A 19,441-nucleotide genomic window follows, 5' to 3' on the forward strand; every position below is an offset into this window, starting at 1 on the left:
ATACTAATTCGTCTGGGCATAACGCAAGTTTGGCATTGGTCACTGATATTATAACCGATTAAGCGAACTTGATATCATCCGTTTGACTAATGAACTACGGCAAATAAAAGAAATAACCAGAATTTAATCAAAAATTAAGTTTTTATTAACCAGTGATCAGAATTTTTATGGCAGCATTCAAGGTAAAGACTAATTTCTTCATGAGAGATAAAATCTATTCACATATTAGCTATAAGTAATATTCAAGAGCAAGTTCCAGAAAAAAATCGACGGACAACTCAAGGCAACAAACTGCCCCAATGGATTGCCGTGTTAGTGCTGGTTTATATCATTATTGTGGCAGTTGAACTGGTGAGCCGAGGCTTTAGGACAGCTACCGCCGACCAAGCCGAAGAAATCTTTGCCTTTGCCACCAATCCTTTCCTAGGACTGATCGTTGGGACGCTTGCCTCAGCGCTAACTCAGTCTTCCAGTGCTGTTACCTCAATTACGGTTGGTTTGGTAGGGGGAGGCTTACCCGTGGCAACTGCCGTACCGATCATCATGGGAGCCAATGTCGGAACCAGTCTCACTAGCACCCTCGTGAGTCTAGCCAGTATGGGGGATAAAGAGGCTTTTAAGCGAGCGCTGGGGGCCGCCACTATCCTTGATATGTTCAACATCTTCTGTGTGATTATTTTTCTCCCCCTTGAAATTCTCTTTCATCCCCTCCAAACTGCGGCGGGCTATCTTGCACGGTTTTTTATTGGCGATTATTCCCTAAGCATCGGAGATTACAACTTTGTCAGGGCGGCAACAAGCCCGGTGGTCGGTTTTTTCAGAGGCATAGCCAGCAATTTCCCTGAACCTTTTGATGGACTTTTCCTGATCTTTGTAGGGGTTATTGTCATTATATCAGCGATCTATTTTATTAGTAAGCTCCTCAAAGTTGTACTGGTGGGTCGTGCCAAAGATATTTTCGAAATAGCAGTGGGGAGAGGTCCCATTGCTGGCATTGCTGCCGGGATGTTCATGACGATTTTGGTTCAGTCTTCCACAACAACAACCTGTTTAATTGTTCCTTTAGCCGCCGCTGGTGTGATGACCTTACAGCAAGTTTATCCCTTTACCCTGGGGGCTAATATTGGCACGACTGTGACTGCTATACTTGCTGCGACCGCAATTTCGGGAGATACCGAAGTCTATGCTTTACAAATTGCCATGGTTCATTTTCTTTTTAACTTCTTTGGTGTTCTGATTATTTTTTGTATTTCCTTCATGTACAGGATACCGATTTTTCTGGCAGTAACATTTGCTTCTATGGCAAGTGAGAGAAAATATTTAGCCTTTGTTTACATTATCGGGGTATTTTTTGTGATTCCTGGATTTTTCTTGGGGGTTACTAAGCTTTTTGGTTAGATTAGTCCCGTCACTTACTTGAATATGTAAGTACTCAGGCAAAATTAATTGTATATTTTGAGCCAAAGTTTATTAGGATATTTCCCCTTGAATCAATATCTTGTAAAACCGTGGAGGCTCAGGAGCGTGAAATAGAAAGGGCATTAGTTAAGCACGTTACACAATTTTTGTTGGAGTTGGGTGCAGGATTTGCTTTTGTGGGTCGTCAGGTGTTGCTGCAAGTGGGTGAGGAGGAGTTTTTTATTGATCTGTTGTTTTATCATCTGAAATTGCACTGCTATGTTGTGATTGAACTGAAAGCGGACAAGTTTAAGCCTGAGCATTTGGGGCAGTTGGGGTTTTATATGACGGCGGTGGATAGGCAAATGAAGGCTAAAGAGGATGGGGTTACGATCGGTTTGTTGTTGTGCAAAAGCAAAGACAAGGTGGTGGCTGAGTATGCTTTGGGAGATAAAAGCCAGCCTATGGGTATTGCGGAATATAAGTTATTGGAATCTTTGCCTGTTCCGTTACAAACTCAATTGCCGAGTATTGAAGAGATTGAGCGGGAATTGATGGGGTTTGATGGAGGTGTGGGATGAGCGGTAGGAATTTCCTGGGGAGGCTGTTAGATGGGGCGGCGGTGGAGTGGAATACCTTGGGGGAGATTGCTGAGATCAATACTGGACAGAAGCCAACTGAAATTTTTGATAACGCGACAGATTATGATTACATTAACGCAGGAACAACTAGATCTGGATATACCGCAAGCAGCAATTGCGAAGGCGACACAGTTACAACGCCATATCGAGGTCAAGGGGGAATTTGCTATGTTGGATATCAAAAGACCCCGTTTTGGTTGGGGCCGTTATGCTACAAGCTACGATCAACAGATGAAGCTCTACTCATCAACAAATATCTTTTCTATTTTCTTCAGTCAGAAAGCGATCTGCTTTTAGGTCTAAAAAAAGAAGGGGGAGTGCCCGCAGTCAATAAGTCCGATTTGGCTAAATTAGAAATCCCGATCCCACCCCTTGCCATTCAAGCCGAAATCGTGCGGATTTTGGACACTTTTACAGCGTTGACCGCCGAACTGACCGCCGAACTGAGCGATCGCCAAAAACAATATAACTACTACAGCGATTTACTGCTCACCTTTCCTAAAACGGAGGCATAGATGACTAACTACAAGGCGATCGCCCAATCCAATAACGCGATCATGCTGGCTCAACTTCCATCTCTCGGAAAAGAAAGAATTTTTTCTGAGAAATTTGCGCTTGACGTTTAACGTGACTCGTTGAACGCTTGGTAGGCAGTAGAATCGGTCAGTATAGTATCCGAATTAATGACCAATGGAGAATTTGCTTTGGGTGGAAAGATGGGGATGCAACAGATGTAGAAATTGTTGACTATCACTGAGGTGGAATCATGACAAAAAATAAATTAGATAAATTGACCCCTGTACATCCTGGCGAAGTCCTGTTAGAAGAATTTCTCAAGCCCATGAATCTGAGTCAAAATCAGGTTGCTCTAGCCTTGCGTGTACCTGCACGTCGAATTAATGAAATTATTCACGGTAAACGTAGAATTACGGCAGATACAGCCCTACGTTTAGCCTATTATTTCAATATGTCCGCCCGGTTTTGGATGGGTTTGCAAATGGATTATGATCTGGATGTAGCTGAAGATGCACTCGGAGAAAAATTAAAAATGGAAGTTTGTTCCCGGCAAGACTAACAGTAAAGCCATACGAATATTACCGCGATTTACTGCTCACCTTTCCCAAAACGGAGGCATAGATGACCGACTACAACGCGATCGCTCATAGGTTTACCTATAGGTATAGTCCACGGAAAGGCGGTCTGATATCTTTGTACATTGATTACTTAGAAGGTTCCCCTCTACGGCTACCTACGGCTATCGTGTTGACTTTGAATCATACCCTCCCCCCATAACCGGAACAAGTACTATTGGGGAAGTGACCGATGTGATAGCAGTCAATGGTGACGAACGAACCGATAGGCTTGCCATTGACGGGTATCACAAGGGAGCTACCCTATCACTTGTCGGGTTTAGGGGGTGATATGGGTATTTGACAGATTGATTAAGTTGTGCTTATTGATTAACCCGTCAATAATTAAGATTTGTTGCTAAGGGATATGCACTAATTGTCCCGTGTGCTAAGACTGAATGGAGTGCATTTTGAGTGTGACGGTACGACTATCGGGTTAAGTGAATTCCCGCTATCGCCGTCAGGGTAACGCCATAGAAAAAACGAGCCTGGAGGGATTTGAACCCTTCATAAAGGCTATAACCCCTATTCTACCGTTACTCTAGTGCACTCAAGGGCGATCGCACATTTAGGAGTTAGTGCAAAAAAAACCCCTAGGTATTTAGCCTAGAGGGTATTGTGTTGTGGGTTTATTGGGGATTAATCATCGAGTTGATATATTGCCCTAAGAATTGCCTTAACTTCTGGTAAATCTGGATTGATACCGATATTAATTAAGGCTTGTTTCCCCATATCTAGTGGCAATGGTTGCCTTTGATGTCGTGTCAGGATACCTAACTCTGTAGCCAGGTGGCGGCGTTTTTTGTACTTGCTGTCATTAACTGCAACACTATGACCAAATGAACGCGCTCTGATTTCTTGTGGTATCCCGTTCATTTCTCCTAGTTGGTTACCAAGGTGTTGGAAAGCATAAGTTTGAGTGAATCCCCAATCGTGACGTTCTAACCATTTGCGGTGATTATCGTTAAACTTGCTAGGGTCTTTGGATTCTGTGATAGGTAAGCAGACGTTATGAATTCCTAGGCGGTTAATCAGAGTCTTGTCTTTTGACATTGGGATAGCTAACCGCCAACCTGTCTTGGTGCTACCACCAAAGTAAGTAAACTCACCAATAACCAGCACTAACTCAAGGTTGTTAGGGTCAGATACAGCCGGGAAAGTGATACCGTCAACCGTAATGGCTTTGGTTAAGTTTTGACCTGCCGCAACTTCTGACGGTCTCAACCCGTATAAAGCACACATTGCCGACACCCAGCACCAACCATCACGTGCCTGGTTTTCTGTTGACCGCCCATAATCAGTGTTGCGTTCCTTGTCTAGCAAACTTAACAAGGTATCCAAGTCTATACTTTGGGATTCAGCAAATACTGTTTGAGTAGGGTCAATCTTTTCTAATTTCTCCAGTGCTTTCTTGCGTCCAGCGCGTTCTGCTACCTGTTTTAACCGGTAGTATCTGTCTTTAAAGTCTTTATGTCCTACTGGGTTGTTACCGTCTGGTAGTGGACTATACAGTGCTTCTTTGATACCTTCCCAACTAACGTAAGTATCCCAATCTGTGACTTGATCGAATACCTGGGTGAAGCAACGTCGGAAAGATTTCCGGTCACTAGCCATATCGCGGGAACGTTTTCGCTTGGTGTTACGATGTACCCCATTAAAGTAATCATCCTCCATGTCTTTGAATACTTGACGATAAGTGATTAAGTCGTTTTCCATGGGAACTTTGGACTCATCAAGGATAGTAGCCTTGTACCAGTCCAACCATTCAGATACTGACTGGAATTGTCCATCAAGGGATTTATGGACTAGCCAAGCCTTGTCAACAGCCTTGCGGATACCCTCAGAAGTGAACTGACAATTACATCCCCGTTGTTTACGCCCCCCGTTTCCGGGTCAGTGGTGATGTCTAGTTGGATTGTCCCCCGGTTACGTTTAATCCTGACACCCTTGGGACATTGTTTGCGGGATAGATTAAAAAACTCAAGAATGTCTTGAAAGCCTTGATATGTACCACTGTGTGTACTGTTTATACTTGCACTCATTTGGCACTAACTCCTAAATGTGCGATCGCCATTGAGCGCATTAGAATGGCGGTAGAATAAGGGTTATAGCTTTTATGGAGGGTTCAAATCCCTCCATGCTCGTTTTTTCTATGGCCTTATTGAGAAGGAGCCACAGACAACGGATTAACCCAAATACTTGTCGGTGTGAATGGGTAACTGTTTGCAAACATTAGGTAAGAGACTCATCGCCTTGTTGGTTTTTCCCCACCAGGTTAATTGTGAACGGAGAGGGAGGGATTCGAACCCTCGGAGAGGCTGAACACCCCTCAACAGATTAGCAATCTGCCGCTTTCGACCACTCAGCCACCTCTCCCAGTGACATCATTCTACTATAACTGATTCTCAAAAATAAGTCTAGTCTTGTCGCCAAAAAATTTGCTCGACCTTCCCAGAGATTTTAATGGCCCGTTGATTCTCGGTTAATAATCCCATTGAGAAAAATATCAGTGAGTCCTTCAGCCATTTCCTGCATATCGTTGGGGGAGGCGGCTGGGTCAATAATAGTGCGATAACTGAAGCCAGCTACAGCAAACATCCCCAAAAATACCTGGGCGACGATACGGGGATTCATGGGACGATAAACCCCCTTCTCGATGGCGGTTTGAAAGAAAGCCTCAGCCACGTCTGTCATTTTAGCAATAATTTCTGACTGAATGCGATCGCTCAATTCCGGGTGAAACTGCGCTTCTAGGAAACAAACCCGCAGTAAATCGGCGTTACTATGCAGACCCATCATCCGATGTCGCATAATTTGTGAAATCCCTTGATAATTAGCGACTTCACTCAATTCTGTGAGTAAATCCGTCAAAATCTCCACCCATCCCTGAGTCACGACCTCGACCAAAATCGCCTTTTTATTAGGAAAGTAGCGAAATATAGTCCCCTCCGCCACTCCCACCTTAGCAGCCAAGTCCTTGATAGTAGTTGCTTCATAGCCACGTCGCGCAAAAAGTTTAGTCGCCGCTTTCAGGATACGAGTAGGTATGTCAACTTCTCGGGGTGGAGATTGATTAAAGATGTTCATAAATAAATTGAAGCTGTGGGGGAGATAATTATCAAAACCCTGAGTTGATGGTATGATAGGCAATTCGCCAGAGTCAAGAGTGGATGAGACATTGTAGTTCACGAATAGTATTTTTCATGGATAGCAGTTGACGGGGGAGTATGTCAATATAGAAACTATGATCTAAACCAGAAACTCAAAAATCTTTATGAATCTAAGTTGGTTCGTGACTTCACATAACCACCATCAAAAACGATTACCCCCTTGGCTAAAACAATTTCTGCTGTTGCTGTTAGCAATTGTCCTGGGGGTGACTACTTTTGGACAGCCAACCCAAGCTGATGAACTTCCCAGCAATTCGCCATCTATCCAACCTTACTTAGATCGAGTTATCGATAAAGTGAGTGAATTTCGCCTGGATAATGGGATGAAATTTATAGTCTTACAAAGAAATCAAGCGCCAGTGGTTTCTTTTTTAATTCATGCAGATGTTGGGGGTGTTGATGAACCGGAAGGACAAACGGGGGTAGCCCATTATTTAGAACATCTAGCTTTTAAGGGGACTAAACGGATTGGGACGAGTAATTATGCGGCGGAAAAACCGCTTTTAGATAAACTAGATCAACTATTTGACCGTATCCTGGTCGCCCAAAATCAGGGTAATACAGAGGAAGTAGCTAAACTGACGGCGGAATTTGTGAAGGTGGAAAAACAAGCGTCTGAGTATGTTAACCAAAATGAATTTGGGCGGATTGTTGAACAGTCGGGGGGAGTGGGAATGAATGCTACGACTTCTGCTGATGAAACGAGATATTTCTACAGTCTACCATCGAATAAGTTAGAATTGTGGATGTCTCTGGAATCGGAGAGATTTTTAGAACCTGTATTCCGAGAATTCTTTAAGGAAAAAGAGGTAATTCTTGAAGAAAGAAGACTGCGGACTGATAATTCTCCGGTGGGTCAAATGGTGGAGGCTTTCGCTGAAACGGCGTTTCAAGTACACCCCTATCGTCGTCCGGTGATTGGTTATTTAGAGGATTTGCAAAGGATGACCCGCCCAAATGTTCAGGATTTCTTTGATACCTATTATGTACCGAGTAATTTGACTGTAGCGGTGGTGGGAGATGTAGAGCCATTACAGGTTAAAAAACTGGCGGAAATCTACTTTGGTCGCTATCCATCTCGACCTCATCCCCCACAACTTGATGTGAAGGAACCGCCACAACTTGAAACTCGCGAAATCACTAAATATCTACGTTCTCAACCTTGGTATTTAGAAGGGTATCATCGCCCGGCTATCAGTGACCCAGACCATGTGGTTATAGATGCGATCGCCAGTATTCTTAGCAGTGGTCGCACTTCCCGGTTATATCAATCTTTGGTAGAACAAAAACAGGTAGCCCTCGCCGCCCAAGGAATTAGCAGTTATCCGGGAAATAAACATGAGAATTTGATGTTGTTTTATGCGTTAACTTCCCCTAATCATACGGTGGATGATGTGGCGGCGGCTTTACAAGTGGAAATAGACCGCCTCAAAAATGAACTGGTTTCTCCCCGGGAATTAGAAAGGGTAAAAACTCAGGCGCGGGCGAGTTTATTGCGATCGCTTGATTCTAATATGGGGATGGCTTTTGCTTTAGTTAACTATGAGGTGAAAACAGGATCTTGGCGGAACCTATTTGAAACTTTGGATGCTATTTCTGCTATCACTCCCCAAGATATTCAAAGGGTCGCCCAGGCTACTTTCCGCCCGGAAAATCGCACGGTGGGTCGTCTTTTATCGCAAAATTAATGTACCACTTCCTAATAATATGCAATTGACAACCTCTATGAAATTGAAAAAATCCAGGTTATTACTAATGGCGATCGCCTGTCTAACCCTGGTCATGACAGTGGTTTGGCATTCCCCCGCAGTCGCCGGAGTTCCCAAACATTATCGGGAACTAGAATTCCCTCCCCTCCGCACTTTGGCACTTCCCGAATACAGTCGCTATGAACTTGACAATGGCATTGTTATTTATTTAATGGAAGACCGGGAACTTCCTTTAGTTAGGGGAAGTGCTATCTTTAAAACTGGCAGCCGTTTTGAACCTAATAATAAGGTGGGATTAGCTAGTTTAACGGGGAGTTTAATGCGCGCTGGGGGAACCAAAAAACATCCCCCCCAAGTGTTAAATGAAATCCTGGAACACAAAGCCGCATCGGTAGAAACGGGAATTAGTGACACTATGGGAAATGCGGGTTTTAGTGCATTAAGTGAAGACCTGGATGCGGTATTTAGTTTATTTGCAGAAGTGATTAGGGAACCAGCTTTTGATTCTCAACAATTAGCGTTAGCGAAAAATCAAATGCGAGGGGCGATCGCTCGTCGAAATGATGACCCTCAACGCATAGCTAGTCGGGAATTTCAAAAGCTAATTTATGGCGAGACAAGTCCCTACGCTCGCAGTGTCGAATATGAACATTTAGCACAGATTTCTAGGTCAGATTTAGTCAAGTTTCATCAACAGTATTTTCACCCCAAAAATATGATATTGGGGATTGTAGGAGATTTTGATTCAGCGGAAATGCGATCGCTAATTGCTGAAAAGTTCGGAGATTGGAAATCTGGCGATCAAGCTATAAATCCTCCCCTTCCTGATGTGAATCAGGTTAATATGGGTGGGGTATTTATGATTGACCAACCCCAACTCACTCAAAGTTATGTGCAGATGGGACATTTAGGCGGTAAGGCTAATAATCCTGATTACCCGGCGCTAATGGTTCTTAATGGTGTGATGAATGGCTTTGGTGGTAGGCTATTTAATGAAGTGCGATCGCGTCAAGGTTTAGCCTATTCTGTGTATGGGGTATGGAGTCCTAATTTTGATTATCCCGGCTTATTTATTTCTGGGGGTCAAACTCGTTCAGATACGACTGTTCCATTAATTCAGGCGATGAAATCGGAAATTAAGCGCATACGCACGGAACCCATTACCGCCGACGAATTAAACTACGCCAAGGAATCAACCCTTAATTCTTTTGTGTTTAATTTCGCTTCCGGCGACCAAACCCTTTCCCGTTTGATGCGTTATGAATACTTCGGTTATCCCGCCGATTTTATCTTCAACTACCGTCGTCAAGTTGAGGAGACCACCATTGAGGATGTTCAGAGGGTGGCGGCTGAGTATCTCCAACCCGAAAAGCTGGTGATTTTAGTGGTGGGTAATCAAAAGAGTATTAATCCCCCCCTTAATAGCTTGAATGAGGATGTCAAAGTTACCTCGATTGATATTACTATCCCCAATCAAACCTAGATATTTTGAAGGCATGATAATTCCTCATTGACAAAAATCTCCCTCTCTCTCAGGGAGAGGGTCATCACCCCCCCTACCAAATGCTGAACTATGGATGGCATAATTTAACTGGGTGGGGTTCAATGCTATTAATGTTGCAGTAAAACGACGGTGGCAATTCCTAACACAAAGAAACCAAAGAATTTTTGTAATCGTTTACCGTCAATAAACTGATTCAAATAAGCGCCGCCGAGAGTCCCTAAACTAGCAGCTATGGTCATGGAAAAGGTGAGAGACCAATTGATAGGAACCTGTCCTAAATAGCCGATAATGCCAGCAATAGAGTTAAATGTGATAATTAATAAGGAAGTGCCGATCGCCTCTTTAATCGGAATTCCCCCCAGCAATACCAATACTGGTACGATCGCAAATCCACCCCCAACCCCGACAAATCCGGTAATTACACCTACGCCTAATCCCCCCAGGGGAATCAACCACCAGCGAGAATTGTCTTTACCCACAGACGGACTGACCGCCTTGGGGACATGATTACTGCGGGAAATCATCAATATACTAGCCAGTAAGGCGATCGCCCCAAAACTGACCATTTGAATGGTATCGGTAATCCCAGGAAAAGATGCTAAACGAGCGCCAAAATAAGCCCCTACCATGGCTGTTGGGGTAAAAACAGCAAAAGTCTTAAAATTCACGTTTCCACGCCGCCAATGGGGTAACATCCCCAGCAAACTGACTGAACCGACAATGGCTAGACTCATGGCGATCGCTTCTCTAGTCCCTATTCCCATAATATAAACGAGAACCGGAACGGCTAGAATTGACCCTCCGCCCCCAATTAAACCCAGACTCAAACCAATACAAATAGCGAGGAGATGTCCGACAATCAAAATAATCATTAATCTATGAGAAAATAGGGAATATCAAAAAAACATTTGGGGCGGGTTACGCAATTAATAATTAATAATTAATAATTAATAATTAATAATTATCGGCGCGGGCTCTGTAGGGGCGGGTTCTACAGTCAGCTTTAATGTATCACCAGAAAGATAGATAAACCCGCCCTTTCTGACCAGTCAGCTTTGGTGTGTCACCAGAAACATGGATAAACCCGCCCTTTCTAACCAGTCGGCTTTAATGTATCACCAGAAAGATAGATAAACCCGCCCTTTCTTTCTGACCAGTCAGCTTTGGTGTATTACCAGAAAAATAGATAAACCCGCCCTTTCTGACCAGTCGGCTTTGGTGTATTACCAGAAAGATAGATAAACCCGCCCTTTCTGACCAGTCAGCTTTGGTGTATCACCAGAAAGATAGATAAACCCGCCCTTTCTTTCTGACCAGTCGGCTTTGGTCTATCACTAGAAACCCAGAAAGATAGATAAACCCGCCCTTTCTGACCAGTCGGCTTTGGTGTGTTACTAGAAAGATAGATAAACCCGTCCAGATTTTGCTTAAAGACTTAGGAAAGACTGGGAACTTTTCCGCAGCGTTCATTAGCAGGAACCGCAGCCATAATTTTTTTGGGGTCGGGAAGATTGAGACTATTCATTAATTCAATAAAACTCTGGCGGCTTTTTCCGGCTAAACGGGGGTTGTAAAGTTTTTCTTCTTGAATAGTGGAAACTGTATGACCTCGATAGTCATGACCAGGATAAACTAAAGTATTTTCGGGAAGTGTAAAGAGTTTTTGAACAATGCAATCATAAAGTTGTCCGGGGTCGCCACTTTGGAAATCAGTACGTCCACAACCTCGGATTAATAGGGAATCTCCGGTTAAAATACGATCGCCATTTACCAAATAAGTGATATGGCTGTCAGTGTGTCCGGGAGTAGCGATCGCCTCAATTTTAATCTCCCCTAATTCTAAGACTTCTCCATCACCAATGTAGCGATCGGCACAGGCTGCATTAGCCTTTTGGGGTACAATTCCCAGACATTCGGTAAGCTGGCGTAGTTTCCCCGTCCCGGTAATATGGTCAGCGTGAATATGGGTTTCTAAACAATAGCGTAACTTTAATTCCAATTCTTCCAGCAATTTCAGATCGCGATCGACTTGTTCAAGAACCGGATCGACTAAGGCTGCTTCCTTGGTGACAGTATCAGCAATTAGATAGGTATAAGTGCTGGTTTCCGGGTCGAATAGCTGACGAAATAGCATTGATTCTCCTTTAGCCGTTGCATTTAGATATTATGTGAATACTTAACTAGATAGTAAAATATTAAATGCTAAACGTCAATGGGTGGGGGTTAACGAAAGTAAGGTCTTCCTTTCCAGAAAACGCCGACGAGAACGCCAATAAAGGAAAATCGTGATAAAGTGATCACGATGTCAGGTATGGGAAGTAAGGATTTAATCCATAAACCCAGAAGTAGACAGGCAAGCAAAGCCCAGAGACTGCCGGAATTAAGGATCATATCTTGGTCCCAAAGTTCCAAGAGATAAACAGCCAAAGCGCCGATACCGATCGCCGACAGGATAAACATAATTATGCCCAAGGGTGGGGAATACAAGAAGGCGATCGCCTGAGAGAAACTAGCCGAATAGGTTAAACCCAGAGTCAACAGCAACTCAACCGCCGCCACTATAGCCACTGTGACCCCGGCGCTTTGAAGTAGCCACCGCCAGGGTAAAGATTTCAATTGGTATATTAAACGATTCATGGTCTGATGTCCTATATGAGTAGCCGACAATCTGACTGCTATACTACAATTTTTGGCAGGTTGTCGAATTTGAGAGAGAGGAAACTATTGTGGAAACTACCATCAATTGTGCAGAAGCCTGTAAAAATGGTTGTATTCTGGGTGATAAATGCCCCCACCGGGAATATGTGAGTTCTGCATCGAGTTTTATTGAAAATACATCTTTAGATCAAATGCTAGATATCGCAGAAGAAGCCGTCCGCAAAAAACGCACAGCACCACCTCAATGGGTAATCCCAGACTTTCCTGATAGTCAATCATAAGTTAACTCAGGCTAGAGTCGAGCAGGAATATTGCCACGGAAAACATAAATATATATCTGTCTTGTGTTTTCTTAGTGGTTGATTAGGGGGATGACATCAAAGCGATCACTATGCGGATTTGGGATATAATCCCTTTTGGTCAAATCACACCCGGGAGGATATTTTATGGCTGGCAGTGAAGTTCAGGCTGATTTTTGGATGACAGAGTACATCACACCTTGGGATATTTATGCTCACGGGGTGATCGATGTTCTGGCCCATAAAAAAACCCCCTATCAGGAAATGTACATAGTTGAAACTGGGGCTTATGGCAAAGCCCTAGTCCTGGACGGTAAATGGCAGTCTTGCACCGGGGATGAGTTTCTGTATCATGAACCCCTAGTCCATCCGGGGATGGTCATTCAAGGTAAACCAGAGAAGGTTTTAGTCTTAGGTGGCGGCGAGGGAGCGACTATCCGGGAAGTGTTGCGCTGGAAAACTGTTGATCGGGTGGTAATGGTTGATATTGATGGGGATGTAGTGGAGGCGTGCCGCGAATATCTGCCAGAAATGCACCAGAATGCTTTTGAAGACCCCCGGACGGAATTAGTGGTTGGGGATGCGTTGGAGTTTCTCGATACCACCGACCAAAAATGGGATGTGATTATTTCTGATCTATCAGACCCCATTGAGGAAGGACCCTCATTTAAACTGTTTACGAAGGAGTATTTTGAGAATATCCAGCGCGTCCTAGCTGATGATGGGATATTTGTAATTCAAGCTGGCCCGGTGGCTCCCGGAAATTTAAATCTTCACGTTCGCATTGTCAATACAGTTAACGCTGTGTTTCCCCATGTTCAATCCTATACTAGCTTTATCCCCACCTATGGGGCTCCTTGGGGATTTGCGATCGCCTCGCAACACCCCATTGATCCCTATCCTCAACCGGAGAAAACAGATGAAATCCTCCAACAGCATACTGTAGGCGGTATGCGGATGTTTGACGGTACTACCCTGTTAGGACTATTTCAACTTCCCCGACATCTACGAGAGGCGATCGCCGCCGAAACTGAAGTCTACACACTTTCGGAACCTCCTAAATTCTTTGGCAAAGGCAAGTTAAGTTAGCCTAAAGAATTTTTAATTGAGGCGATAAATTCCCAGATTTTCTAGTCAAGGGAACAGTTAAGCAGCCTAGTTAATCAGATAATTACTAACTAGCGGCTATCTACTGTTCCCCCCCCTCAAAAAATCCATCATTTCAATCTTTTGCCACCTACGAAAAATTATCATGAACAATCCGCATCTGCACTTACGAATTGAGACTACCAAAAAATCCCGTATTAAAGAACTAGATACCGAACCGATACCCTTCGGCAAAATCTTCAGTGATCATATGTTGGTGGCTAACTATAGCCAGGGGAATTGGCAGGATGTTCAAATTATCCCTTATGGTCCGATAGACCTATCACCCGCTACGTCTGCTCTCCACTACGGACAGGCGATTTTTGAAGGTATGAAAGCCTATAAAAACTCCAATGGTGAGCCACTATTATTCCGACCGGATGCCAACCATCAACGGATTAATCAATCCGCCGAAAGGTTATGTATGCCAGCTATTCCCGAATCCATTTTTATTGATGGATTGAAAGAGTTAATTAAGTTAGATGATGATTGGATTCCTAATAAAAATGGCAGCGTTTTATATATTAGACCCATTTACTTTGCTGTTGATGAATCGGTCGGATTAAAACCCTCAGATTCCTATAAATTTATCATTATCTCCTGTCCGGTAGGCGCTTATTATTCTCATCCAGTTAAATTGATTGTCACGGAAAAATATGTGAGAGCATTTGAAGGGGGAACCGGTGCGGCTAAGGTAGCCGGAAACTACGCCGCCAGCCTTATAGCAGACCGAGAAGCTAAAGAGAAAGGCTATGATAATGTAATTTGGCTCGATGGTATTCATCGCCGATATATCGAAGAATGTGGCACGATGAACCTAGCATTTGTGATTGATGGAGTAGTTGTCACCCCGAAATTAACCGGAACTATTTTAGCTGGAATTACCCGCGATAGTGTGTTAACCTTATGTCGTGATTGGGGCATTCCGGTAGAAGAAAGGGCGATCGCCATTGATGAAATAGTCCAAGCCTACCATCAAGGAACTCTCACGGAAGCCTTTGGTATGGGAACAGCAGCAACTATCGCCCATATTTCCACCATTGGATATCAGGGAGAAGACATGATTTTACCTCCGGTAAGCGATCGCAAAGTAGCCAATCAAGTTTTCCAGAAACTCGAAGAAATAAAAACCGGGAGAACAGAAGATATCCACAATTGGATATGTAGACCATAGTAGTGGGTGCTTTTTCCCCGTAATTGCCGGCTAATTGCCCGTTGGTTGTTACCTAACGGGCTTCTTTAGTGATTATCCGAAAAAGATATCAGGCTTTCTTAATTTCCTTAATGACCCAATCAAAAGTTTCCATAACCTGTTGTAGCGCCGTTTCATCCTGGAGAGTAGACAGACGCAAAGTTAGCGATCGATACTCAGTCGGTTCTACCGGGAGAGATAAACCAATAGAACTAAACTTATTGCGAAGTTCCCCCCATTTTTCCTGACAATCAAAAGGAGGTTGAGAGGCATATTTATTAGAGGAAATTTCCAAACGACCCGAAATATCCACACTAAATAACTTATGGGGTTTTTGACCCTTTTGGTGAAACCAAGCCGTAAACCCGCCATAGATATCCCCGGTTCCCCATTGAATATCAATTTTCGGCTGTTGTTGTTTCGCCCAAGCGTGAATTTTCTGGGCTAGTTGTGCTTCATCATTTCCCCGGCGGATATTTAATTCCTCAAAAAAAGACACCTCATCCCAGCGTCTGCGTTCCCCAGTAGCGCTAGATTTTTTCTGTTGTGCTTCCGCCGTTTGACCAATTACGCGAGGTACTAAAGTCCTTAAACCGTCCTGACTGACATATTGCTTAATTTCCACCGCCCAGACTTCCCCCGGATCAGTTTGCTTATTGAGAAACTCCACCACCCGACGCAAAGAGGGGGAGATTTCATCAGCCACAAAAACCAGGCGAATTTTACCAGCCTGTACATTAGTTTTCACTTTTTGCCAAAAACGCTCTTCTTTAGCATCAGGTCCAAGAAACTCCTCAAAAACCTGTTCTGGATCGCGACCCTGTTCGCGACAGTTAGCCTCAAATTGAGCAATAGTCGATTCAATGGGCCAGTAAAAACTAACATGGGCCGCATAATCCAACATAAGTCCGATCGCCTTTTGGCGCATTTCCGTATTACGGATACGGCGAATATCGACCAAAGTAGGGATAGCATCTTGATCGATAAACAAATGATCCAAAGACCAGCGACCGCCGCTTTCTTCTTCCGGGGGAACCATAGCATCCCTGGAAATCAATAGCCACCGTCTAGGGGTGGCGCGATCGATCTCATCCCCAGCCAGTAAATTCGGATAAGATTCGAGGAGATCCTGAAGTTGGTCTTCAGAATCATAGTCTTGTTCCATCATTTCCACAAGCTGATCATCATCCTGAATGAGATAAATGCCTCCACCCATAGCAATGTCCTTGGTTTACCTAATTATTGATTATTGTTGATTGGAAAGGTTAACTGACCTTGGAAAACTGCTTGCGCTGGTCCAGTCATGTATAACCGTTGGTCTGTAGCTGACCATTCAATTTGTAGACAACCCCCTGGAAGTTCTACAGTTACTTGGCGATCGCATCTTTGGGTCAACACTCCCGCCACCACAGAAGCACAAGCCCCGGTTCCACAGGCTAAAGTTATACCAGCGCCCCTTTCCCAAACCCGCATTTTGACATAATCTGGTCGCACTACTTCAATAAATTCTGTATTGGTTCGTTCAGGAAAAGCGGGATGATGTTCAAACAACGGTCCAATCTCCGTTAATGGAACACTAGCTACATCATCTACAAAGGTGATGCAGTGGGGGTTTCCCATACTGACGCAGGTAACAGACAGAACCTGTCCTGCTACCTCTAGGGGAACATCGATCACCTTGAGGTTATTTTCAGATAGGGTAGTGGGAATTTCCGCAGCCAGTAGCCGTGGTAATCCCATATCTACTTTAACCTGACCATCGGTTAAAAGTTCGGGACAGATGACCCCGGCGGCGGTATTAATTTTATAAGCGATCGCCGTCCCAGTTTTTCCTTCCAACTCAGTGATAAACTTAGCCAGACAGCGAATTCCATTCCCGCACATTTCCGGTTCTGACCCATCAGAGTTAAATATTCTCATGGTGTAGTCACTAGCCCCGTCACCGGGAAGCGCAAAGATTACCCCATCAGCACCAATACCAAAATGGCGATCGCACATTTGCACAGCTTGTCTCTGTGTACAAATCGGCTCCGACTGATGACGGTTATCAATCAGAATAAAATCATTGCCCAAACCGTGATACTTTGTAAACTCAATTGCCATCACTGATATCTCAATCTCCTGCTTTAGTAATAACTAATCGATTATGCCTGAGTTTAATACCGATTTACCAAGCATCCGCAAGTTACAAACCTACATCAAGGATAAACCCACTGTTGAGATTCAATTACTCACCAAAGATCTGCTAGAGGGCAAAATCATCTGGCAAGATCCTAACTGTATCTGTTTACAGCCCCCACAGGGGGAACCGATTTTGATCTGGCGAGAGGCGATCGCTTACATACAAGCCAAATCTTGACCCCTCTCCCCAGAGGGCGGGTTTATTAATGGCGAGGTACTAGCAGAACCCGCTCCGACAATTAATAATTAATAATTAATAATTAATAATTAATGACCGGGTGGGGCGGGGCGGGTTGATTAATATCGTCCTGGGTAGGTGAGGTAATAGCAGAACCCGCTCCGACAATTAATAATTAATAATTAATAATTAATAATTAATAATTAATGACCGGGTGGGGCGGGGCGGGTTGATTAATATCGTCCTGGGGAATTGAGAATTGACAGCATAACTCGCCCCTACAGTTAATAATTATCAATTTTTTGTCAACTCCAGAATTCATCCAGGTTAACGTTAGATATTTCCTGCTGAACTTCCTGGAAATAACTACTCTCAGTTAAACTAGCCACTTCTTTCTGACGTTTTTTGTGATCAATTTCAATTTGCAACTCTTGCAATTGTCGCTTGAGTTCCTCCTCCTTGCGCTTCCGTTCAGTAATATCTTGAACAATGCCTTCGTAATACAACACATTGCCATTGTTATCATTCACAACACGCGCATCAATTTGAATCCAGATAATACTACCATCCTTGCAGTAACAACGATATTCAAAATCTTTGACTGAATTTTGTTTAGATAACAAATATCTAAACTCGGTTCTTTTTTCCTGGTCTACATAAAGCTGCTCACTAATGTTGGTAATACTTGCCATCATTTCTTCAGGAGAATCATAGCCATAAATTTTGGCTAAAGCAGGATTAGCATTAATAAATTTTCCTTGAGGGGACGATTGAAAAATCCCTTCTAAAGCATTTTCAAAAATGCTGCGGTAGTTTTCCTCAGCAATACGCAAGGCTTCTTCTGCTTGTTTACGATCGGTAATATCTCGCACGATAATCAAAACTTCATCTTCTGACAAAACCATAATTTGCACCTCTTTATTCACAGACTTATTATCCTGGATAATTTGATTCTTGTAAATTAGTAATTATTCGTTTTTAATACTTGTTAAATATTCTTAATTAATTGTTTATTATTATCGAGTAAATACTCCTGAATAGTGATTGCCTTTGGCAATCGATTAGAGGTTAAAAATTGGTCGCCACTACTATCTACTCCCTCCAGCCGATCACTACCCACCACATCAAGATAACTACCATCCCCCTTAGCGCGAATCATTAAATCTGGAATAGTATTAACAATGGCGCGATTAGTCGCTTCACTTTGGCGGAGGGCAGAAAATGATTGTTTCAGTTGTTGTGCCATACTATTAAAAGACTTCGCCAAGCGATCGATTTCAATAATTGGGCTAGGTTTTACCTGTTGATCTAGTTCACCTTGCGCTAATTCATCAGCCGCATGGGAAACGCGCAAAATCGGTCGAGTCACCCAGCGAGAGGTGAAAATTCCGACAGCGATCGCTATTATTAACGCCCCGAAACTTAACCCAATAGACTTTTGACGACTGGCATTAATTTCGCTCATAAAATCCGATTCCGGAATGGTTACAACTACTAACCAATCCAAATTTCCATCTCGAAATGGCACAACTTGAACATATTGTCGCTCACCCTGCCACTGAAAATCTAATTTTTCAACAGTTTGAATATTGCTGAGATCATTAAAGCGATCGCTCAGGTAATTAGCCGTAGAGCGCACTGCGTCATTTTCACTGGCGATCGCCAACAATCGTTCACGATCATCTCCAACAATTTTAAAAGTAGGTTCTCCCGTAGAAGTAGCCACCAATTTACCGGAACGCTCCATAATAAAAGCCGTCCCAGTTTTACCAATCTCCAAATTTCGCAAAAACCAACTCACTTCTTGGGGTAAAAAAAAGTCAGTTGCACAAACCCCGATCAGAGAACTATCGGTTAAACTATAAACTGGGAGACTTGCTGTTATGGTAGGTAATAGGGTGGAGAAAGAAAGATAAATCTCACTCCACACAGCCTTACCTTCAGCCTGAGCGGCTTTATACCAAGGTCTTTGGCGTGGATCATAAGGTTGTTCAAGAGTGCCAATTTGTTCAGTCCGATTTCCTTGTTCATCAAAAGCAAAATCCTGGCGCATAAAGTCAGTCCAGAAATTGCTATACACCATAATTACATGGGAACGGTCTTCTTAGTCAAGTCTACCTACCCCAAAAAAACTACCATCTTCGTCACCACAATAGACATATAGCACAAGACAGAACACTTAGGACGTATAATGGAGAGGACGAGATGACTAAGAAGACCAAAAATGCCAGCCCC

The 19,441-nt window shown here is 43.5% G+C and carries 21 protein-coding genes and 1 tRNA gene; 12 read left to right on the plus strand and 10 right to left on the minus strand.

Translation table 11 applies throughout. The features are described 5' to 3' along the window. The first annotated feature begins 309 nt into the window (after nt 1–309). The 6 genes from ACTIE0_RS16480 (at nt 310) to ACTIE0_RS16505 (ending at nt 3,332) form a co-directional block, all read left to right on the plus strand. On the plus strand, nt 310–1,398 hold the full coding sequence (locus ACTIE0_RS16480; RefSeq protein ID WP_006670898.1) for a Na/Pi symporter: 1,089 nt from the start codon (nt 310–312) through the stop codon (nt 1,396–1,398). Nucleotides 1,399–1,493: 95 nt separating this feature from the next. Then, complete coding sequence (locus tag ACTIE0_RS16485) at nt 1,494–1,979, plus strand: PDDEXK nuclease domain-containing protein (protein ID WP_081587643.1); 486 nt, start codon at nt 1,494–1,496, stop codon at nt 1,977–1,979. Next, complete coding sequence (locus ACTIE0_RS16490; RefSeq protein ID WP_006621085.1) at nt 1,976–2,554, plus strand: restriction endonuclease subunit S; 579 nt, start codon at nt 1,976–1,978, stop codon at nt 2,552–2,554. The genes ACTIE0_RS16485 and ACTIE0_RS16490 overlap by 4 nt, the downstream gene beginning before the upstream one ends. Before the next feature lie 128 nt (nt 2,555–2,682). Beyond that, nucleotides 2,683–2,796, plus strand: coding sequence for a type II toxin-antitoxin system RelE/ParE family toxin (locus tag ACTIE0_RS16495; protein ID WP_081587642.1), 114 nt, complete (start codon nt 2,683–2,685; stop codon nt 2,794–2,796). 9 nt (nt 2,797–2,805) lie between these two features. Next, nucleotides 2,806–3,114, plus strand: a complete 309-nt coding sequence (locus ACTIE0_RS16500) for a HigA family addiction module antitoxin (protein WP_006621083.1) — start codon at nt 2,806–2,808, stop codon at nt 3,112–3,114. Between the two features lie 62 nt (nt 3,115–3,176). Then, on the plus strand, nt 3,177–3,332 hold the full coding sequence (locus ACTIE0_RS16505; RefSeq protein ID WP_155839082.1) for a hypothetical protein: 156 nt from the start codon (nt 3,177–3,179) through the stop codon (nt 3,330–3,332). A gap of 476 nt (nt 3,333–3,808) precedes the next feature. Here ACTIE0_RS16505 and ACTIE0_RS16510 read toward each other — a convergent pair whose 3' ends face one another. The 3 genes from ACTIE0_RS16510 to ACTIE0_RS16520 all read right to left on the minus strand — a co-directional run bounded on the left by ACTIE0_RS16510 (nt 3,809) and on the right by ACTIE0_RS16520 (nt 6,256). Continuing rightward, a complete protein-coding gene (locus tag ACTIE0_RS16510; RefSeq protein WP_008048981.1) occupies nt 3,809–4,930 on the minus strand; it encodes a site-specific integrase in 1,122 nt (373 codons plus the stop codon). 525 nt (nt 4,931–5,455) lie between these two features. Beyond that, nucleotides 5,456–5,545 (minus strand) — tRNA-Ser (locus tag ACTIE0_RS16515). 84 nt (nt 5,546–5,629) lie between these two features. Further along, a complete protein-coding gene (locus ACTIE0_RS16520; protein WP_006669869.1) occupies nt 5,630–6,256 on the minus strand; it encodes a TetR/AcrR family transcriptional regulator in 627 nt (208 codons plus the stop codon). A gap of 187 nt (nt 6,257–6,443) precedes the next feature. On the opposite strand from ACTIE0_RS16520, the gene ACTIE0_RS16525 reads away from it, so the two are divergent. Both ACTIE0_RS16525 and ACTIE0_RS16530 read left to right on the plus strand, forming a co-directional pair. After that, entirely contained in the window at nt 6,444–8,027 is a 1,584-nt protein-coding gene (locus ACTIE0_RS16525; protein ID WP_006669868.1) for a M16 family metallopeptidase, read from the plus strand. Nucleotides 8,028–8,046: 19 nt separating this feature from the next. Beyond that, nucleotides 8,047–9,531, plus strand: coding sequence for a M16 family metallopeptidase (locus tag ACTIE0_RS16530; protein WP_006669867.1), 1,485 nt, complete (start codon nt 8,047–8,049; stop codon nt 9,529–9,531). Between the two features lie 128 nt (nt 9,532–9,659). Here ACTIE0_RS16530 and ACTIE0_RS16535 read toward each other — a convergent pair whose 3' ends face one another. The 3 genes from ACTIE0_RS16535 to ACTIE0_RS16545 all read right to left on the minus strand — a co-directional run bounded on the left by ACTIE0_RS16535 (nt 9,660) and on the right by ACTIE0_RS16545 (nt 12,189). Further along, entirely contained in the window at nt 9,660–10,424 is a 765-nt protein-coding gene (locus tag ACTIE0_RS16535; RefSeq protein ID WP_006669866.1) for a sulfite exporter TauE/SafE family protein, read from the minus strand. A 563-nt stretch (nt 10,425–10,987) separates the two neighbouring features. Next, complete coding sequence (locus ACTIE0_RS16540; RefSeq protein ID WP_006621102.1) at nt 10,988–11,686, minus strand: MBL fold metallo-hydrolase; 699 nt, start codon at nt 11,684–11,686, stop codon at nt 10,988–10,990. 89 nt (nt 11,687–11,775) lie between these two features. Beyond that, a complete protein-coding gene (locus tag ACTIE0_RS16545; protein ID WP_006621101.1) occupies nt 11,776–12,189 on the minus strand; it encodes a hypothetical protein in 414 nt (137 codons plus the stop codon). Nucleotides 12,190–12,278: 89 nt separating this feature from the next. Between ACTIE0_RS16545 and ACTIE0_RS16550 the strand changes: the two genes are divergently transcribed. The 3 genes from ACTIE0_RS16550 to ACTIE0_RS16560 all read left to right on the plus strand — a co-directional run bounded on the left by ACTIE0_RS16550 (nt 12,279) and on the right by ACTIE0_RS16560 (nt 14,829). After that, a complete protein-coding gene (locus tag ACTIE0_RS16550) occupies nt 12,279–12,491 on the plus strand; it encodes a hypothetical protein (RefSeq protein ID WP_006621100.1) in 213 nt (70 codons plus the stop codon). Nucleotides 12,492–12,656: 165 nt separating this feature from the next. Then, nucleotides 12,657–13,598, plus strand: a complete 942-nt coding sequence (gene speE, locus ACTIE0_RS16555) for a polyamine aminopropyltransferase (protein ID WP_006621099.1) — start codon at nt 12,657–12,659, stop codon at nt 13,596–13,598. Between the two features lie 163 nt (nt 13,599–13,761). Then, nucleotides 13,762–14,829, plus strand: coding sequence for a branched-chain amino acid aminotransferase (locus ACTIE0_RS16560; RefSeq protein ID WP_006621098.1), 1,068 nt, complete (start codon nt 13,762–13,764; stop codon nt 14,827–14,829). A gap of 88 nt (nt 14,830–14,917) precedes the next feature. On the opposite strand, the gene ACTIE0_RS16565 is transcribed toward ACTIE0_RS16560, so the two are convergent. Both ACTIE0_RS16565 and dapF read right to left on the minus strand, forming a co-directional pair. Then, nucleotides 14,918–16,063 carry a hypothetical protein gene (locus tag ACTIE0_RS16565; protein WP_006621097.1) on the minus strand — a complete coding sequence of 382 codons (1,146 nt, stop codon included), beginning with the start codon at nt 16,061–16,063 and terminating at the stop codon, nt 14,918–14,920. 23 nt (nt 16,064–16,086) lie between these two features. Beyond that, complete coding sequence (gene dapF / locus ACTIE0_RS16570) at nt 16,087–16,950, minus strand: diaminopimelate epimerase (RefSeq protein ID WP_006669864.1); 864 nt, start codon at nt 16,948–16,950, stop codon at nt 16,087–16,089. Nucleotides 16,951–16,993: 43 nt separating this feature from the next. Here dapF and ACTIE0_RS16575 point away from each other — a divergent pair, with 43 nt between their 5' ends. Beyond that, nucleotides 16,994–17,206 (plus strand): Hfq-related RNA-binding protein, encoded by a 213-nt coding sequence (locus ACTIE0_RS16575; RefSeq protein WP_006621095.1) that lies wholly within the window; start codon nt 16,994–16,996, stop codon nt 17,204–17,206. 305 nt (nt 17,207–17,511) lie between these two features. On the opposite strand, the gene ACTIE0_RS16580 is transcribed toward ACTIE0_RS16575, so the two are convergent. Then, entirely contained in the window at nt 17,512–18,132 is a 621-nt protein-coding gene (locus ACTIE0_RS16580; RefSeq protein WP_006621094.1) for a PAS domain-containing protein, read from the minus strand. 62 nt (nt 18,133–18,194) lie between these two features. Then, entirely contained in the window at nt 18,195–19,289 is a 1,095-nt protein-coding gene (locus ACTIE0_RS16585; protein WP_006621093.1) for a cache domain-containing protein, read from the minus strand. Between the last annotated feature and the right edge of the window lie 152 nt (nt 19,290–19,441).

The organism is Limnospira sp., assembly GCF_051859755.1.
GTDB classification, from domain to species: domain Bacteria; phylum Cyanobacteriota; class Cyanobacteriia; order Cyanobacteriales; family Microcoleaceae; genus Limnospira; species Limnospira fusiformis.

Bases quoted from the DNA above. Each gene is read 5' to 3' on its own strand.
- ACTIE0_RS16525 (WP_006669868.1), top strand. From the start codon at position 6,444: ATGAATCTAAGTTGGTTCGTGACTTCACATAACCACCATCAAAAACGA.
- ACTIE0_RS16500 (WP_006621083.1), top strand. From the start codon at position 2,806: ATGACAAAAAATAAATTAGATAAATTGACCCCTGTACATCCTGGCGAA.
- ACTIE0_RS16560 (WP_006621098.1), top strand. From the start codon at position 13,762: ATGAACAATCCGCATCTGCACTTACGAATTGAGACTACCAAAAAATCC.
- dapF (WP_006669864.1), bottom strand. From the start codon at position 16,950: ATGGCAATTGAGTTTACAAAGTATCACGGTTTGGGCAATGATTTTATT.
- ACTIE0_RS16540 (WP_006621102.1), bottom strand. From the start codon at position 11,686: ATGCTATTTCGTCAGCTATTCGACCCGGAAACCAGCACTTATACCTAT.
- ACTIE0_RS16490 (WP_006621085.1), top strand. From the start codon at position 1,976: ATGAGCGGTAGGAATTTCCTGGGGAGGCTGTTAGATGGGGCGGCGGTG.
- ACTIE0_RS16520 (WP_006669869.1), bottom strand. From the start codon at position 6,256: ATGAACATCTTTAATCAATCTCCACCCCGAGAAGTTGACATACCTACT.
- ACTIE0_RS16585 (WP_006621093.1), bottom strand. From the start codon at position 19,289: ATGGTGTATAGCAATTTCTGGACTGACTTTATGCGCCAGGATTTTGCT.
- ACTIE0_RS16565 (WP_006621097.1), bottom strand. From the start codon at position 16,063: ATGGGTGGAGGCATTTATCTCATTCAGGATGATGATCAGCTTGTGGAA.
- ACTIE0_RS16505 (WP_155839082.1), top strand. From the start codon at position 3,177: ATGACCGACTACAACGCGATCGCTCATAGGTTTACCTATAGGTATAGT.
- ACTIE0_RS16545 (WP_006621101.1), bottom strand. From the start codon at position 12,189: ATGAATCGTTTAATATACCAATTGAAATCTTTACCCTGGCGGTGGCTA.
- ACTIE0_RS16530 (WP_006669867.1), top strand. From the start codon at position 8,047: ATGCAATTGACAACCTCTATGAAATTGAAAAAATCCAGGTTATTACTA.
- ACTIE0_RS16535 (WP_006669866.1), bottom strand. From the start codon at position 10,424: ATGATTATTTTGATTGTCGGACATCTCCTCGCTATTTGTATTGGTTTG.
- ACTIE0_RS16575 (WP_006621095.1), top strand. From the start codon at position 16,994: ATGCCTGAGTTTAATACCGATTTACCAAGCATCCGCAAGTTACAAACC.
- speE (WP_006621099.1), top strand. From the start codon at position 12,657: ATGGCTGGCAGTGAAGTTCAGGCTGATTTTTGGATGACAGAGTACATC.